This window comes from Streptomyces sp. NPDC003034 (genome assembly GCF_053591375.1).
In genome coordinates this window covers 234793-250263 of sequence record NZ_JBSFTS010000003.1, presented here as the reverse complement: position 1 = coordinate 250263, position 15471 = coordinate 234793, and the positions used below count along the sequence as shown (strand labels likewise).

Annotated in this window: 16 protein-coding genes; 8 read left to right on the top strand and 8 right to left on the bottom strand. The window is 73.1% G+C overall.

The genetic code is table 11. The features are described 5' to 3' along the window. Window positions 1–33 precede the first annotated feature (33 nt). Together ACWDX7_RS05670 and ACWDX7_RS05665 are read left to right on the top strand one after the other, a co-directional pair. Window positions 34–720: a uracil-DNA glycosylase gene (locus ACWDX7_RS05670; protein ID WP_451488228.1), complete on the top strand. Its 687-nt coding sequence runs from the start codon at window positions 34–36 to the stop codon at window positions 718–720. Window positions 721–815: 95 nt separating this feature from the next. Then, window positions 816–1730, top strand: a complete 915-nt coding sequence (locus tag ACWDX7_RS05665; RefSeq protein ID WP_451488227.1) for a sirohydrochlorin chelatase — start codon at window positions 816–818, stop codon at window positions 1728–1730. A 115-nt stretch (window positions 1731–1845) separates the two neighbouring features. On the opposite strand, the gene ACWDX7_RS05660 is transcribed toward ACWDX7_RS05665, so the two are convergent. After that, complete coding sequence (locus ACWDX7_RS05660) at window positions 1846–2898, bottom strand: lactonase family protein (RefSeq protein ID WP_451488400.1); 1053 nt, start codon at window positions 2896–2898, stop codon at window positions 1846–1848. Window positions 2899–2968: 70 nt separating this feature from the next. Continuing rightward, window positions 2969–4117 (bottom strand): nitric oxide synthase oxygenase, encoded by a 1149-nt coding sequence (locus ACWDX7_RS05655; protein ID WP_451488226.1) that lies wholly within the window; start codon window positions 4115–4117, stop codon window positions 2969–2971. 495 nt (window positions 4118–4612) lie between these two features. On the opposite strand from ACWDX7_RS05655, the gene ACWDX7_RS05650 reads away from it, so the two are divergent. Beyond that, the gene (locus tag ACWDX7_RS05650) at window positions 4613–6991 is read left to right on the top strand and encodes a HelD family protein (RefSeq protein WP_451488225.1); all 2379 of its coding nucleotides are present in this window, start codon (window positions 4613–4615) and stop codon (window positions 6989–6991) included. Here the strand turns inward: ACWDX7_RS05650 and ACWDX7_RS05645 are convergent. Then, window positions 6903–8405, bottom strand: a complete 1503-nt coding sequence (locus ACWDX7_RS05645) for an FUSC family protein (protein ID WP_451488399.1) — start codon at window positions 8403–8405, stop codon at window positions 6903–6905. The genes ACWDX7_RS05650 and ACWDX7_RS05645 overlap by 89 nt on opposite strands. A gap of 341 nt (window positions 8406–8746) precedes the next feature. Here ACWDX7_RS05645 and ACWDX7_RS05640 point away from each other — a divergent pair, with 341 nt between their 5' ends. Both ACWDX7_RS05640 and ACWDX7_RS05635 read left to right on the top strand, forming a co-directional pair. Continuing rightward, window positions 8747–9181, top strand: coding sequence for a DUF6153 family protein (locus ACWDX7_RS05640; protein WP_451488224.1), 435 nt, complete (start codon window positions 8747–8749; stop codon window positions 9179–9181). A gap of 85 nt (window positions 9182–9266) precedes the next feature. Then, window positions 9267–9893, top strand: coding sequence for a DUF305 domain-containing protein (locus ACWDX7_RS05635; RefSeq protein ID WP_451488223.1), 627 nt, complete (start codon window positions 9267–9269; stop codon window positions 9891–9893). 185 nt (window positions 9894–10078) lie between these two features. Here the strand turns inward: ACWDX7_RS05635 and ACWDX7_RS05630 are convergent, their stop codons facing one another. Then, window positions 10079–10681 carry a TetR/AcrR family transcriptional regulator gene (locus tag ACWDX7_RS05630; RefSeq protein WP_451488222.1) on the bottom strand — a complete coding sequence of 201 codons (603 nt, stop codon included), beginning with the start codon at window positions 10679–10681 and terminating at the stop codon, window positions 10079–10081. Between the two features lie 114 nt (window positions 10682–10795). Here ACWDX7_RS05630 and ACWDX7_RS05625 point away from each other — a divergent pair, with 114 nt between their 5' ends. Next, on the top strand, window positions 10796–11641 hold the full coding sequence (locus ACWDX7_RS05625) for a class I SAM-dependent methyltransferase (RefSeq protein ID WP_451488221.1): 846 nt from the start codon (window positions 10796–10798) through the stop codon (window positions 11639–11641). Window positions 11642–11662: 21 nt separating this feature from the next. Here the strand turns inward: ACWDX7_RS05625 and ACWDX7_RS05620 are convergent, their stop codons facing one another. The 4 genes from ACWDX7_RS05620 to ACWDX7_RS05605 all read right to left on the bottom strand — a co-directional run bounded on the left by ACWDX7_RS05620 (window position 11663) and on the right by ACWDX7_RS05605 (window position 13370). Further along, window positions 11663–11899: a DUF6213 family protein gene (locus ACWDX7_RS05620; protein ID WP_451488220.1), complete on the bottom strand. Its 237-nt coding sequence runs from the start codon at window positions 11897–11899 to the stop codon at window positions 11663–11665. A 55-nt stretch (window positions 11900–11954) separates the two neighbouring features. Beyond that, window positions 11955–12233, bottom strand: a complete 279-nt coding sequence (locus tag ACWDX7_RS05615) for a hypothetical protein (protein WP_451488219.1) — start codon at window positions 12231–12233, stop codon at window positions 11955–11957. Between the two features lie 148 nt (window positions 12234–12381). Continuing rightward, window positions 12382–12744: an STAS domain-containing protein gene (locus ACWDX7_RS05610; protein WP_451488218.1), complete on the bottom strand. Its 363-nt coding sequence runs from the start codon at window positions 12742–12744 to the stop codon at window positions 12382–12384. Window positions 12745–13052: 308 nt separating this feature from the next. After that, on the bottom strand, window positions 13053–13370 hold the full coding sequence (locus ACWDX7_RS05605) for a hypothetical protein (protein ID WP_451488217.1): 318 nt from the start codon (window positions 13368–13370) through the stop codon (window positions 13053–13055). A 472-nt stretch (window positions 13371–13842) separates the two neighbouring features. Between ACWDX7_RS05605 and ACWDX7_RS05600 the strand changes: the two genes are divergently transcribed. Together ACWDX7_RS05600 and lysA are read left to right on the top strand one after the other, a co-directional pair. Beyond that, entirely contained in the window at window positions 13843–14085 is a 243-nt protein-coding gene (locus ACWDX7_RS05600) for an SAV_915 family protein (protein ID WP_451488216.1), read from the top strand. 13 nt (window positions 14086–14098) lie between these two features. Next, window positions 14099–15433, top strand: a complete 1335-nt coding sequence (lysA, locus tag ACWDX7_RS05595) for a diaminopimelate decarboxylase (RefSeq protein WP_451488215.1) — start codon at window positions 14099–14101, stop codon at window positions 15431–15433. Window positions 15434–15471 lie beyond the last annotated feature (38 nt).

The window sequence follows — 15471 nt, the reverse complement described above, 5'->3', positions numbered from 1 at the left end:
GGCCCGGTGGATCGGCCAGTAGAGTGATCCACCGTGGCAGTACGACCGTTGAACGAGATCGTCGAGCCGGGCTGGGCCCGGGCTCTGGAGCCGGTGGCGGGCCAGATCGCCGCGATGGGCGACTTCCTGCGCGCCGAGGTCTCGGCCGGGAGAACCTACCTCCCGGCCGGGGCCAACGTGCTGCGCGCCTTCCAGCAGCCCTTCGACGAGGTCAAGGTCCTCATCGTCGGCCAGGACCCCTACCCCACCCCGGGACATGCCGTCGGGCTGTCCTTCTCGGTGGCCCCCGAAGTGCGGCCGGTGCCGCCCAGCCTGGACAACATCTTCCTGGAGCTGCACCGCGATCTGGGCACCGGCCGGCCGGTGAACGGCGACCTCACCCCCTGGACCCGGCAGGGGGTGCTGTTGCTCAACCGCTCCCTCACCACCGCGCCCCGCCGGTCGAACGCGCACCAGGGCAAGGGCTGGGAGCTCGTCACCGACCAGGCCATCAGGGCCCTGGCGGCGCGCGGCAAGCCACTGGTCTCCATCCTCTGGGGCCGGGCCGCCCGCAATCTGCGCCCCCTGCTCGGCGAACTGCCGGTGGTGGAGTCCTCCCACCCCTCCCCCAAGTCCGCCGACTATGGTTTCTTCGGCTCCAGGCCCTTCAGCAGGACCAACCAGCTCCTGAAGGACCAGGGTGCACAGCCTGTCGACTGGCAGTTGCCCTCCGTCAGTTGAGGTTGGCTGAATTCAGCGGATAAATACGGACAGATGCCGCCCGAGAAGGCCCTGCCCGAACACCCGGTTCCGATAAGCCAGTAGCATGCGGCGCCATGAGCTCCCCCACTGGGCCCGCAAATGGCCTGCCCGTACGAATGCCGCGACCCCGCCAGACCGGACGGCACCGCCGGCCCGAGCCCGCGGTGGCGCCCGAGGGCGCGCCCGCGCTGGTGCTCGCCGTGCCCGGTGCCCCCTCCGCCGCCTCGCGGCAGCTCGCGGAAGAGGTCATCAGCATCGGCCGCTCCGAGTTGCCCGGCCTGGACGGCCGGATCGGTTTCCTCGACGGTGACGACGACTCCGAGTTCCTGTCCCTGTCGGGTGTGCTGACCGCCATCGTGACCGAGCGCACCGCGCGCGCGGAGTTCGCCCGCGCCGCCGGCCACGAGGTGCCCGCGCCGACCGGTCCGGACGCCGTCGTCGTGCCCCTGCTGGCCGGTCCGGACGGCGGTCTGCTGCGCCGCATGCGCCAGGCTCTGATGGACTCCTCGGCCGCCGCCGAACTGGCCGACGTACTGGGCCCCCACCCGCTGCTCGCCGAAGGCCTGCACGTGCGGCTGTCCGAGGCGGGGCTGGCCCGCGCCGACCGCGCCCGGCTCTTCACGGTGACGACCGCCGCCGACGGCATCGTCCTGGCCACCACCGGTGGCGAGGAGGCCGTACAGGCCGCCGGGATCACCGGCATGCTGCTGGCCGCCCGGCTCGCCGTGCCGGTCAAGGCGGCCGCGCTGGACCAGGAGGGCTCGGTGGCCTCGGTCGCCGACCAGCTGCGCCGCGAGGGCTCGGCCCAACTGGCGCTCGCCCCCTACCTGATCGGCCCGGAGGCCGCCGAGGGGCTGCTGGACACCGCCTGCAAGGAGGCGGACTGCGCCACCGCCGAGGTACTCGGCGCCTACCCCGCGCTCGGCAAGCTGGCCGTGGCGCAGTACTCCGCGGCCCTCGGCCTCACGCAGGGCGCCGCCGCGAACTGACCGGCCGCGACGCACGGAAGAGGGCCCGCTCCCGGGATCACGGGGAGCGGGCCCTCGTCCACGGCCCGCGGAACGGCGGACCGGCGGACCCGCGGGCTGGCGGACCGGCGGGCTGTCAGGTGAATACCACGCAGGCGGCCGCGGGCACGTCCAGCCGGCCGGCCGGCCGCAGCCGGCCCGTCCGCCGGTCGATGTCGAACCACGTGACGTTCCCGGACCACTCGTTGGCCACGTACAGCCGCCGCTCCCAAGGGTCCGCCACCAGATCGCGGGGCCAGCTGCCGCCGCTCTCCACGCTGCCCGTCAGCTGCGGCTTCTCGGTCCTGCCGGAGAGCGAGAGGGTGGCGATGGCGTCGGTGCCCCGGATCGCCGCCCAGATGAAGCGCCCGTCGCGTGAGACGACGAGCTCCGACGGATAGTCCCGTGCGGCGCCTGGAGAGCCCGCCGGGACGACCGGAACCTCACCGACCGGGTCCAGTTGCCCCGACGCGGGATTCCAACGGCAGACGGTCAGCTGCGGCTCCAGCTCGTGAAGTACGTACAGCAGGTCTCCGTCCGGATGGAAGGCGAGGTGGCGCGGTCCGGTCCCCGCGCGCAGCACGGTCTCGGCGTGGCTCCGCAGCTCCCCCGTGGCGTGGTCGAGCGAGCAGACCCGTACCGAGTCGGTGCCGAGGTCCACGCTGAGCACCCAGCGGCCGGACGGGTCGGGCAGCACCTGGTGGGCGTGCGGGCGCTCCTGCCGGTCCGGATCGGGTCCGGAGCCCCGGTGCGCCAGCACGCGGGGCGGACCGCCCACGCTGCCGTCGGGGGCGATCGGGAGGCTGCTGACACTGCCGGAGGTGTACTGGGCGGTGAGCAACCGGCGGCCCGCCACGCTGAGATGGGTGGGTCCGGCGCCTCCGACCTCCGCGGCCGGGCCGAGGGGGATGAGCCCGTCGGCGGTCGGCCGGAAGGCCGCCACCGCTCCCTGCTCGGCCTCACTCACCGCGTAGAGCGTCCCCGAGACCGGGTCGAGGGTGAGGCAGGAGGGGTTTTCGGGGGCCTCGGTGACCGCGAGCGGGGCCAGCGCCCCGGTGGCCGGGTCCACGGCCGCGGTGGTGATCCCGCGGCCGCCGCCCGAGGTGAACGAGCCGATGTAGGCCCGCCGTCCGCCGTCCTGGTCCGTCATGTCCGCGTCGCCCACTGGGTACCCTCTCCGTCGTTGCCGGGTCCGTACGGAGGGGACGCTAACAGAAGGTCTAGACCAGGCCTCGTCCTTGGGCCCTTTCCAGCGCGCCCGGGTGATGTACGTACGCCGGGTGGCTCTGCCGGTCCTCGTAGGTGCGGTGGAAGACGGGGGTCGCGGAGCCGGAGATCGGCGGCACGATCCAGGCCCATTCGGCGCCCACCTCACGCCCCTTGCGCTCCTCCCGTCCGATGTGGGTGAGGAAGCGCCGGGACTCCGTGTGGTGGTCGGCGATGGTGACACCCGCCCGGTCGAAGGAGTGCAGGACGGCCCGGTTGAGCTCGACCAGCGCCCGGTCCTTCCAGAGCGAGCGCTCGCTGGACGTGTCGAGGCCGAGGCGGCGGGCGACGGCGGGCAGCAGGTTGTAGCGGTCGGTGTCGGCGAGGTTGCGGGCGCCTATCTCGGTACCCATGTACCACCCGTTGAAGGGGGCGGCCGGGTAGTGCACGCCGCCGATTTCGAGGCACATGTGGGAGATCGCCGGTACGGCGTGCCAGCGCAGCCCCCAGTTCGCCCAGCCGTCGCGGTCGCCGTCGCCGTCGGGATGCCGGATCGGTACTTCCAGCACGGCGTCCGCGGGGGTGTCGAACCAGCGCGGCTTGTCGTCGACGCCCTGGACCACCAGCGGCAGGAGGTCGAAGGGGGTGCCCGGGCCGCCGGACCAGCCGAGCCGGAGCAGGGCCTCGGTCAGCGGGGCGTTGCGGGCGTCACCGACGGTGATGGAGTGGTGGTCGCCGTAACCGGCGTACCGCACCAGCTGCTCGCTCCAGATCAGGGGGCCGGGACGGTCGGGAGCGTCCGGGGCGAAGACGGTGATCGTGGGCCGGATGCGGCCGCCGTTGGTCGCCTCGCGCAGGTGCTCGAAGCACTCGGAGGCGATCTGGTCGGCGTCGGTGAGCTCGCGGCGGTCGCGGACCCGCAGCGAGTTCCAGTAGAGCCTGCCGATGCAGCGGTTGCTGTTGCGCCATGCCACGCGGGCACCGTGGACCAGTTCCTCGGGGGTGTGCCGGTAGCTGCCGGACTCGGCGATCTCGTCCCGTACGGCGACGAGCCGGGCCCGCGGATCACCGGCGTCCGGATTCTCCCGGTGGAAGAGCCGGATGAACTCGTCGGCCGCTTCCCACACCTGAGCGGTGGTGGAGCGCCGTAGCGGTGTTTTCATTCCGGGCGATTACCCCCTGTCCGAGCAGATCCACCGTGTCCGTGCCGGACGAATGTGCGGTGGACAAACACCCGTTGTACATGCCGCAGGTCAGCGGGGCGCGGCGGCAGCGCTCGGATCACTCTTGCGAGTGGTATCCAGGGATCAGGCCCCGGAGGGCACTGGGTGACGCGTATGATCCGCCGGATCCTGGGGCAGAACCGCAGCGGCCCGGCCGCTCCGACCGCTCACCGATCGGCTTGCGCGGCGGGGGCGTTGACGGAGCCGGTCGGCCACCGAAGGCGTTCGGCGCCCTCCGGCCACGCGCCCCCGCCGCCCCGGCCCCGCCCAGACCCCGCCCCGCCCCGGCCCCGGACGCAAAAAATCCCCCGGCCGAATTGGCTGTGCCAATTGCTACCGAGGGACGGGAGTGCATATATTTGACGTTTCATATCTTCATCGAAGAAGACACTCAAAGAGTTGTGCGAACCACACTCTAACGTGGCAGGAGTGCAATTGTCAACCGAGGAATTGTGGAAAGAGCAACAATTCGTCACCGGCCTCTACCATCGCCTCGACCACTTGCGTGAGCAGGCCGAACGCTCCGTCCGAGGCGCATTGCGCGACACCGGAAGCGGCTATCAGGCGCGCCTGGAACGCGAGGTCCTGGTCGCCGAGCAGTCCGGTCTGCTCTCCGCTCTGAATACGGGCGAGAACGGCCTGTGCTTCGGCCGGCTGGACTTCTCCGACGGCCGCGCCCACCACATCGGCCGCATCGGAATCCGCGCCGACGACGCGGAGCGCACCCCGCTGGTGCTGGACTGGCGCGCCGAGGTGGCCCGCCCGTTCTACCTCGCCACCGGCCACACGCCCATGGGCCTGCGCCGCCGGCGGCACATCAGCAGCCGGGAGCGGGTGGTCACCGCGCTCCACGACGAGATCCTCGATCTGACCGACGCGGAGCGCACCGGCCACGAGGGGGCGGACGCGGACGCGGTGCTGCTCGCCGCGCTCGACGCCGGCCGCACCGGCCGCATGCACGACATCGTGCGCACCATCCAGGCGGAGCAGGACCGGGTGATCCGCTCGACGCACCGGGGGGTGCTGGTCGTCGAGGGCGGTCCGGGCACCGGCAAGACGGCGGTCGCGCTGCACCGCGCCGCCTACCTCCTGTACGCGCACCGGGAACTGCTCGCCCGGCGCGGAGTCCTGATCGTGGGACCGGGCTCGGCGTTCCTGCGCTACATCGGCGAGGTGCTCCCCGCGCTCGGTGAGACGGGCGTCCTGCTCGCCACCCCGGGCGAGCTCTTCCCCGGCGTCCAGGCCACCGCCGCCGACCGTCCGGGGGCCGCCGCGGTCAAGGGGCGGGCCGCGATGGCGGAGGTCCTGGCCCGGGTCGTCGCCGACCGCCAGCGCCTCCCCGACACCGTGCCGGCCGCCAGCGGGGAGGAGTACCACACCGTCCCCGAACCGGCCCTGGAGATCGACCACGACGACTACGGAACCCTGCTGCTGGACCGCACCATGGCGCACGAGGCACGGGACCGGGCGCGGGCCACGGGCCTGCCGCACAACAAGGCGCGCCCCACCTTCGCCTTCCGCGTCATCGACGCGCTCACGGAGCAGCTCGCCGACCGGCTGGGCGCCGATCCGTACGGCGGCCCCGATCTGCTCGGCGCGGACGATGTCGCCCAGCTCGGCAAGGAGATCGCGATGAGCTCCGCCGTGCACGCCGCGATCGACACGCTCTGGCCGGTCCTGACCCCCGAGCGGCTGGTGGCCGAGTTTCTCGCGGACCCCGCGTACCTGCCCCCGCACGAGGCCGCGCTGATCCGCCGGGAGGCCACGGCGAAGCCGCGCTGGACTCCGGCCGACGTACCGCTGCTGGACGAGGCGGCCGAGCTGCTCGGGGAGGACGACAGTGCCCGGCGGGTGGCGGCGGAGCGCGAACGCATGCAGCGCATCGCGTACGCGCAGGGCGTGCTGGACCTGTCGCAGGGCTCCCAGTCGTACGAGTTCGAGGACGAGGAGAACGAGTTCCTCGCGGCGCACGACATCATCGACGCCGAGCGGATGGCGGAGCGGCACGAGGAGGCCGACCACCGCAGCACGGCCGAGCGGGCCGCCGCCGACCGTACGTGGGCCTTCGGGCACGTCATCGTGGACGAGGCGCAGGAACTGTCGGAGATGGCGTGGCGGCTGCTGATGCGGCGGTGCCCGACCCGGTCGATGACCCTGGTCGGCGATCCGGCGCAGACCGCCGAGGAGGCGGGCTGCGGGTCCTGGGAGCGGATCCTCGAACCGTACGTGGACGACCGCTGGGATCTGGTCCGGCTGGGGGTCAACTACCGTACCCCGGCCGAGATCATGGAGCTGGCCGCCTGTGTGCTGCGGGCCCGCGACGCCGCCTTCGAACCTCCCAGCTCCGTGCGGTCCACCGGGGTGCGGCCGTGGGCCTGGGCCACCGGGGATCCGGTACGGGCGGTCGCGGAGGCCGTGGCGCGGGCGCTGCCGCCCGAGGGCCGGCTCGCGGTGATCGCGCCGCGTGCCCTGCACGTGCCGCTGGCCGGCGTGCTGCCGGGGGTACGGGCGGGCGAGGAGCCGGATCTGACCCGGGAGGTCGTCCTGCTCGATCCGCGACAGGCCAAGGGGCTGGAGTTCGACACGGTGATCGTGGTGGAGCCGGCCGACCTCCAGCCGAGCGACCTCTATGTGGCGTTGACCCGGGCCACCCAGACGCTCGGCGTGGTGCACACCGCCGGCCGGCTGCCCGCGGGCTTGGCGCAGGCGCCGGAGGGGCTGTTGGTCAGGTACGGGCCAGAGGCTCGGCCGGCGGGGTCCGCAGCGGCTCGGCCAGTTCGGCCAGGAGGCGCTCCAGTCCCCTCACATGGGTGAGCGCGGGCGCGTCCTGGGCCGGTGCCGTACGGGGCGCCGTCGGCGCCGATGCCTCGCCCGGCAGGTCGGCGCCCGGGGAGGTCAGGGCTTCCACGGCCGCCTCGACGCGCCAGCAGGCCGCCGCGAGACGGGCGTCGTGGCTCGCGTCCGGGTCCGCCGCGACGGAGACGAGCCCGCGCACCTCGTGGGCGCAGGCGTCGAGGAGCGCCAGCACGCGCCGGGCCCGCGCCTTGCGGCCCCGGAAGGGGCTCAGCGGATGGACGAGCGGCGCGAGGGAGAGCCGTACCCGTCCCAGCAGCAGCTCCAGTTCGGCGGCGTGCGGGGCGGGGTCGGCCTCGGGGTCGCCGGCCAGGCGGCGCAGGGAGGCCGAGGTGGAGGCCCGTACGCAGTGCAGCGCGCGCTGGATCCAGGCGTCGTTCGTGGAGTGGGTGGTGACCGGCAGTACGAGGATGACGGCGAGTGAGGCGCCGACCGCGCCGACGGCCGTCTCCTCCAGGCGGAGTACGAGCAGCCCGGGGTCCAGCACGCCGAGCAGGCCGTAGAGCAGCCCTGCCATCAGGGTGACGGCCAGCACCATCCAGCTGTAGGAGACCGGGGCCGTGTAGAAGATGCCGAAGACGCACACCGCGACGAGGGCGGCGGTCGGGGCGGGCGCCCCGTGCAGCGGGATGGCGATCAGCACGCCGACGACGATGCCGACCACCGTGCCCAGCACGCGGCGGAATCCGCGGACCAGGGTCTCGCCGCGCGACACCGTGTTGACGAAGATCCACCAGGCGGTACCCACGGCCCAGTACCAGCGGTCCTCGGAGAGCACCTGCCCGACGGCGAGGGCGAAGGCGCACGCGGCGGTGGCCTGGACGGCCTGCCGGGTGGTGGGCCGGGCCAGGCCCCGGCCGGGCAGCGGGGCGGGGGCGGCGGCGGGCGCAGTGCGCCGCTCGATGGGCCACAGCAGGAAGCGGACGGCGCCGGCGACGACCAGGGCCAGGGCGACGGCGGCGTAGAGCTGCGGCAGCTGAGCGGGGAGGGCGTGCAGGAACTGCGTGATGAAGAAGTTCATGAACGCGAAGATGCCGAGCGCGTGGCCGCGCGGCCCCCAGCGGCGGGCGTAGACCCCGCAGAAGACGACCAGGAGGAAGGCCGTGTCGCGGGCGAGGGTCACGCCGTGGAGGGTGGTGGCGAGGGCCAGTACGGGAAACCCGGCGGCCGGCAGCAGAGCGGTGGAGACCACCTGGCGGCGCACGGTGGCGTCGGTGACGGTGAAGAAGGCGAGCAGCGCCGCCAGTCCCCCGGTGATCGAGGCGGTCAGGGAGAACCCGGCGAGCTCCACCACGGTGACGGCGAGGCCGACGCCGATGACGGCGCGGGACGAGGTCCTCAGCCTGACGCGCCCCGGGTCCGGAGCCACGAACATCCTCTTCACGGCGGTCGGCCGCCCCCTTGTCTTGCCTCACCGACGGCTGCGGCGGCCCGGGATGGTGGGCGCGCGCAGGCACGACGAAGGCACCGCGGTCCGGATCCGGCTTCGTCGCCGTCCGGCGCTGCGCGGCGCCGATTGTGCATGGATACAGCACAGATAAGCATCCGCAGGGGCAATGGCTCAAGTCGTATGCGTACCCATGGGCCATTGGCACAGTCCGACGGGCTCTTCTTGGGCCAGGAGGGTGCCAACGGACCGGCTCGACGACGGGCCGTCCGCGCACGAGTGGCGGACCGGTCGCGCCGGGTGCGGGAGAGCTGTTTACGATGCGGGGTATGAGCGGCCGGGTGGGACGAGCGATGAAGCCCTTCGGGCTGCGCGCCCGCCTGCTGCTCGTCCTGGCCGTGCTGGCCGGTGTCGTCGCCATGCACGGCCTGGGGCCGCAGGCCGTCCCGGCAGCCGCGCACGCCGCCGAGTCCGCGACCGGCCACGCGTCCGCTCACGCCGCCGCCATGACGGCGGCCGGCCATGACGGATCCTTGCCGACCGGCACTCACGGCGCTCCCGCCGAGCCCGGCGGCGGGCATCCGCCGCACGCGGACGCGACCTGCGCGGCGGCCGGTATCGGCGGCGCGCCCGTCATGCCCGCGCCGGGCCCGGTCACGGCGGGACCGGAGACGGCATGCGCCGCCTACGGGATCACCCCGGAGACGGCGGCCGGCGGACGCCCGCCGCCCTCCCTGAGCGAACTGCAACTCCTGCGCATATAGGACGGCTCCGGCCCGCGCGCCGGCCCGGTCCTCTTTCCGCGTGCGCCCTCGTCGGGCGTACTCAGGTACAGCCAGGAGCAGCACCATGTCCAGCAAGCGTTCCCTGATCCGCCGCGCCACCGCAGTGGCCGCGGCCGCGACCGCCTCCCTCGTCCTCGCCGCCTGCGGCGGAAACGGCGCGGGGGGTGCGGGCCACAACGGTCACGACGCCGGCGCCTCCCCCACGACCGCCGCGCCGGCCCGGCAGGGTGAGCACAACGCCGCCGACACCGCTTTCGCCAAGGGGATGATCCCCCACCACCGCCAGGCCGTAGAGATGGCCGACCTGGCCGCGACCCGCGCCGGATCGGCCGAGGTCAAGCAGCTGGCCGACGAGATCAAGAAGGCTCAGGACCCGGAGATCAAGACCCTGTCCGGCTGGCTCGCCTCCTGGGGTGAGCAGGTGCCCGCCGAGAACGAGGACCACGGCGGGCACTCCATGGACGGGATGATGACGGCGGAGGAGATGGATCGGCTGGAGAAGGCTTCCGGCAAGGCCTTCGACACCGCGTTCCTGGAGATGATGGTCAAGCATCACGAGGGGGCGGTCGCCATGGCCAGGGCGGAGCAGTCCGGGGGCTCCTACCAGCCCGCGAAGGAGATGGCCGGCGCCATCATCACCTCTCAGAGCGCCGAGATCACCCGCATGAAGGCACTGCTCGGCAAGAGCTGACCGGATCTCCCGGCCGGGGCCTCGCGCCCTGAGCTCCCGGCCGGGACGGGCCAGGACGGGCGGCGCCCCCGGAGCCGTGACGGCTCCCGGGGGTCCCGCGCACGGCGGCCGTGCCGACCGGATTACGGCGAAGGCTGGCCGGAAGCGCACCGCGAGGCGGGAGCTCCACTGTGGACGCGCCCCGCTCAACGCGGCGGGTGCGGTGTTCGCAGCAGGAGCGCGACCAGGCGTTCGGTGGTCTCGCGCGGGTCCGGCCGGGCGCCGGGTGCGCGCGTCATCAGCAGGTGGTGGACCGTACCGACCAGCGCGAGCGCGGTCATGGCCGCGTCGGAGTCCTCGGCCACCCGGCCGAGCTCGCGTTCCGCCTCCAGATAGGCGGTGACCGACTCCTCCATGGCGGCGAAGCCGGGCGCGCCGCCCCGCAACGCCTCGCGGGTGTGCAGCGAGGCACCGGGGCGGGTCATGGCGAGGCCGACGACCGCGGGGTCCAGGGAGTCGAGCAGTGCCAGCGCGACCTCGACGAGGTTCCCCGCCACACTGCCCTGCCCCACCCGCCCGGCCAGCTCCCCGGCCTTGCGGGCGCTGCGCGCGAACCGGTCGAGGACCAGCTCCGCGACGAACTCGTCCAGCCCGGCGAAGTGCGCGTGCAGCACCCCCTTGGCGCAGTCCGCTTCCGCCGTGACCGCCCGGCTGGTCAGGGCCGCGGCGCCGTCCCGTGCGATCACGCACTCCGCTGCGGCGAACAGCCGCTCGCGCAGGTCGGGGATCGCCACGCCACGCGGTGTCATAGGGCCTCTTTCCGGAATCCGATCGCCAGTATGGGCGCATGCCCATACAGTGTGGGCACTTGCCCATTCTATCGGGGACGCGCCGCGTCGCCGTGCGGGATCCCGGAGGTTCTCATGGAGCACATCGCCAACACCGATCAGGCCCAGGCATGGAACGGCAGCGAAGGAGCCCACTGGGCACAGCATCAGGACCGCTGGGACGCCGTCAACGACGGGTTCAACCAGCCTCTCCTCGACGCGGCCGCCATCGGTGGCCCCGACCGCGTCCTGGACATCGGCTGCGGGGCCGGCCGTACGACGCGCCTGGCCGCCCGCCGGACCTCCGCGGGTGGCCGGGCGATGGGTCTGGACCTTTCGGCGCCCTTGCTCGAACGCGCCCGGGCGAGCACCGAGCGGGAGGGGCTGCACAACGTGTCCTTCGTCCAGGGCGACGCCCAGGTCCACCCCTTCGAGCCCGGCACCTTCGATACGGCCGTCAGCCGCTTCGGCGTGATGTTCTTCGCCGACCCGGTGGCCGCCTTCGCCAACGTCGGCCGGGCCCTGCGAACCGGCGGCCGGCTGGCCTTCATCTGCACGGCGGAGGCGGAGGGCAATGACTGGCTCCAGGCCGTCGCCGCCCTGCGCGACATCCTGCCGGTGGGAGAGTTCGGCAAGCCGGGATCGCCCGGCATGTTCTCCCTCGCGGTCCCCGAGGACACCTACCGGATCCTGTCCGCCGCCGGTTTCGAGCGAGCTGGAGCGGTACGGGTGGAAGCCTTCGGGAATTGGGGCCGCGACGCCGAGGACGCGGCCGCCTTCCTGCTGGACTCCGGCCCCGGCCGCCATCTGCTCGCCCAGGTGGACTCCCGCGTGCAGGCCTTGGCCCGGCGGACCCTCGTCGACGTGATGCGCCCGCACGAGACGGACGGCGGTGTGCTGCTGCGCAGCAGCGCCTGGCTGGTCACCGCCGTCCGCGGCTGACCGGGAAGCGCGGGCCCGGCGTCAGACGACCTCCTCCGTCTGGGTCGGCATGAAGGCGATGCACTCGACGTCGAGTTGGTCGGCGAGCACATTGAGCACACCGGCCAGGGCGAGAACGGTCTCGGGGTCGAGATCCGTCTCGTCCGTCGTGCGCAGCCATTCGCCCGCGAGGCGCCGCAGCAGGCCGGTCACCTGATCCGCCGGGACCAGCAGGTGGCCCGTCGGCGAGGGCGCCAGGGGCACGGACACATTCATCATGGGAACCGCCTCCCCCGAGTGAGGAGCGTCATTCGTCACCCTCTTCACCGAAGGATTACCCGGGCCCGGAGGGACTAAGCGCGCGGTGCGGGCGGTCCCTACCGTGGTCTGACAGGTCGGCGAGGGCGTGGACGCCCTCGTGCTCGACACGCTGCGCGGGTGTGCCGCGCCGCCCTTCGCGGGCATACCTCACATACTCGTCGTAGCGCCCGAGGCGTTCCAGGTCCGGACGCATGGCGGTGGCCCGCAACTCCGCGATCACCTCGATGTCCGCTGCCGCCGCGGAACGCAGCACCCAGCCCCCGGCGTGCGCGGACGTTGTCGGTATGAGCACTGCCCTGTCCGGTCGCGTACCGCTGCTCCCGATCACCCCGGCATCCATGGCGGGAGTATCTCAGGCCGGCCTCCGGGGGCGGTTCCCCGCCGCTGCCCCTGGAGGCCCGTCCCTCCTTCCCGGCGCCGTCCCTGCGCGGCGGTCGCGCTCATACCCCGAGAGCCTGGAGGAGACGGGCCCGCTTTCCCAGTTCGCGGCGGAAGGCCCGGGCGGCGAAGTCGAGGTCCGCCGGTCGGCCGGGGGTGCGGCCGGCCGTGCGCGCGACGATGTCGAGGAGCCTTCGGGGCTGGGGCTGCCAGTGGACGGACAGGAGCCTCGTCCCGTGCCGCTCGGTCAGGCGGTGCAGTGCGAGGTAGAAGTGCAGACCGGCGGCGTCCATGAACGGGACCTGCCGCATGTCGAGGACGACCAGCGACGCGCCACCGGGCAGCGTCCGCAGGACCCGGGCGAGCGCCGGCTCCGCGCGCAGATCGATCTCGCCCCGGACGGTGACGAGCGCGATCTCGCCCATACGCATGACGGTGGCGTCGACGTCACGGGAAGGGGAAGGCGAAGAGGGAAGCGAAGTGTCCATGACAGCGTTTCATGAGCGTCGGGTCGTCGCGCTCGCGTCATCACGAGGGCGACGGCCCGGAAGGAAGACCTCGGACTGGCGGCTTGTCACGCCGGGCTCGACCGGCGGCAAGACCATCGAGGTGGCCGTGCGGCTGGCACGAAGCGGCGGCCCGTGAAGGCGCCGCCTGGCGCTGCCGGCCTCTGCGCCCGCCGATTCACTGGGTCGTCCCTCGCTGAGTGCCGTCCCTGACTGACGGTCACCCCTCATTGGGTGTCGTCGCGGGCCAGCCCGAGGGCGAGTGCCTGGAGGATCTCCTCGGTCGAAGGTTCCACGTCGGCCTCGTCGTAGGCGTCGGAGACCGCCTCGAAGGCGAGGATGAATCCGGTGAGCAGCGCGCTCAAGGGCTCGGAGAGCTGACTCAGCACCGACAGGCCGACCTCTTCGGGGCCCGCGAACGCCGGCACCACGAACTGCGACGGGATCACCTCGCCCAGCAGGTCGGATACGAAACTCTCCTCCTCGCCACCGCGCAGGGCCGTGAGGGCGGCGATGGCCTTGAGCTTGATCTCGTTCTCGGTCACCCTCCGAGCGTAGGCCCTCTCCTCGCGGGGCGGCAGGTAAGGCCCCGTGGCATCGGTGTCGTGCACGACACCGGACGTCAGGGGCGCCCGCGTACGGGGACGTGGGCGGGGCGGGGCGGGCGGTCCGGACGTCAGCGATCCGTATGGACCTGCCCCGCGGCCGTCAGGACCTCGTCAAGCACGGCCGTGGAGGTCCGCAGGCGGGCAAGGCTTCGGTGTCGTCAACCAACGCAACCGCCGCCGGCCCGACCGTCCACCGGCCGTGGCCGGCCCTGAGGAGCGCTCCATGTGTCTGTTCCGGTACGCCGACGAGCCCGAGGAACCCGGGGAACCTGAGGAACCCGGGGAACCTGAGGAACCCGGGGCACCCGAGGCACCCGGGGCACCCGAGGCACCCGAGGCACCCGAGGCACCCGGGCAACGGCTTCCCGACCGCCCGCTGTACGTACCCGTCCGGCCGGGAGGAGCGGAGGTGGCGCTCCGGATGTTCCGCACCCCGCTGGGGGAACGCACCGCTGTCGGATTCGCCGGCACGGAACCACTGTCCGCGACGCTCGGCGCCGGGCAGCCCTGGATCCGGCTCTCGGAGTCCGCGCTCCGCGCCCTCACCACGCCGCTCGGCGTCCGCGTCCTCACGATCGACCCGACGTTCTCGGCCCCCGCCGTCACCCCGGTGCCGCCGCGCCCGGCCGAGGCTTCCGTACGTGCCGTCTGAGGGGGAGGCTTCCATGACCGTGGCCGCTCTCCGCGACCAGTCCGCCGGCGCGACCGACCTGTCCCTCTGGCCCGCCTCCACCACCCGCCTTCCCCGGGGCGGGATCGCGGTCGGCGGGGTGTCGCTGACCGAGATCGCCGACCGGTTCGACACACCCGCCTACGTGCTGGACGAGGGCGAGGTCCGTGCGCGCTGCCGTACCTACCGGCACGCCTTCCCCGGCGCCGATGTGCTGTACGCCGCCAAGGCGTTCCTGTCGCGGGCAGTGGTGCGCTGGGTGGACGAGGAGGGGCTCGGGCTCGACGTGTGCTCGGCGGGCGAACTCGAACTCGCCGTCACCGCCGGCTTCCCGCCCGAGCGCGTCGTGCTGCACGGCAATGCGAAGTCACCCCGGGACGTCGCGGCGGCGCTGCGGCTCGGCGCGGGCCGCATCGTGATCGACAGTTCCTCGGAAATCGCCCGGCTGGCCGCTGCCGTCGGTCCGCGCGGGCACCAGAAGGTGCTGGTGCGGGTGGTCCCCGGCATCTCGGCGGGCGGCCACGAGAAGATACGTACGGGGACGGACGACCAGAAGTTCGGGCTCTCCGTCACGGACGGTTCGACGCAGCGCGCCATCGCCCGCGTCCTGCAGCAGCCGCAGCTCGAACTGACCGGTCTGCACTGCCACATCGGCTCCCAGATCTGCGAGGTCGAACCGTACGTCACGGCCGTACGCCGCATGGTGGGCCTGATGGCCGGCGTCCGCGACAGCTACGGAGTCACCCTGCCCGAACTGGACATGGGGGGCGGCCACGGCATCGCCTACCGGCCCGGCGAGCCGGCCCTCGACGTGACCGCCCTGGCCCGCCGGCTCCGTACGGAACTCGTCGAAAGCTGCGCCGCGGCCGAGATCACCGTCCCCCGGCTGGCGATCGAGCCCGGACGTGCGCTCGTGGGACCGGCGGGGGTGGCGCTGTACCGGGTGCTGGCCGTCAAGCACACGGGGGAGCGCGTCTTCGTGGCCGTCGACGGCGGCATGAGCGACAACCCGCGCCCTGCCCTGTACGGGGTGCGGTACGCGCCTGTCCTCATCGGGCGTCAGCCGGCGGCCGGAACCCGTACCGTCACCGTCGTCGGACGCCACTGTGAGGCGGGGGACGTGCTCGCGGCCGATGTCCCGCTGCCCGCCGACATCCGGCCCGGAGATCTGCTCGCGGTTCCGGTGGCGGGCGCGTACCAGTTGTCCATGGCCTCCGGTTACAACCTGGTCGGCAGGCCGCCGGTCGTCGCGGTCCAGGACGGTACGGCCAGGCTGCTCGTCCGGCGCGAGACCTTGGAGGACTTCCGCAGCCGCGACATCGGCGGCTAGGTCGGCAGTCGGTGGTCCGCAGCCGGTCGTCCGCGGTC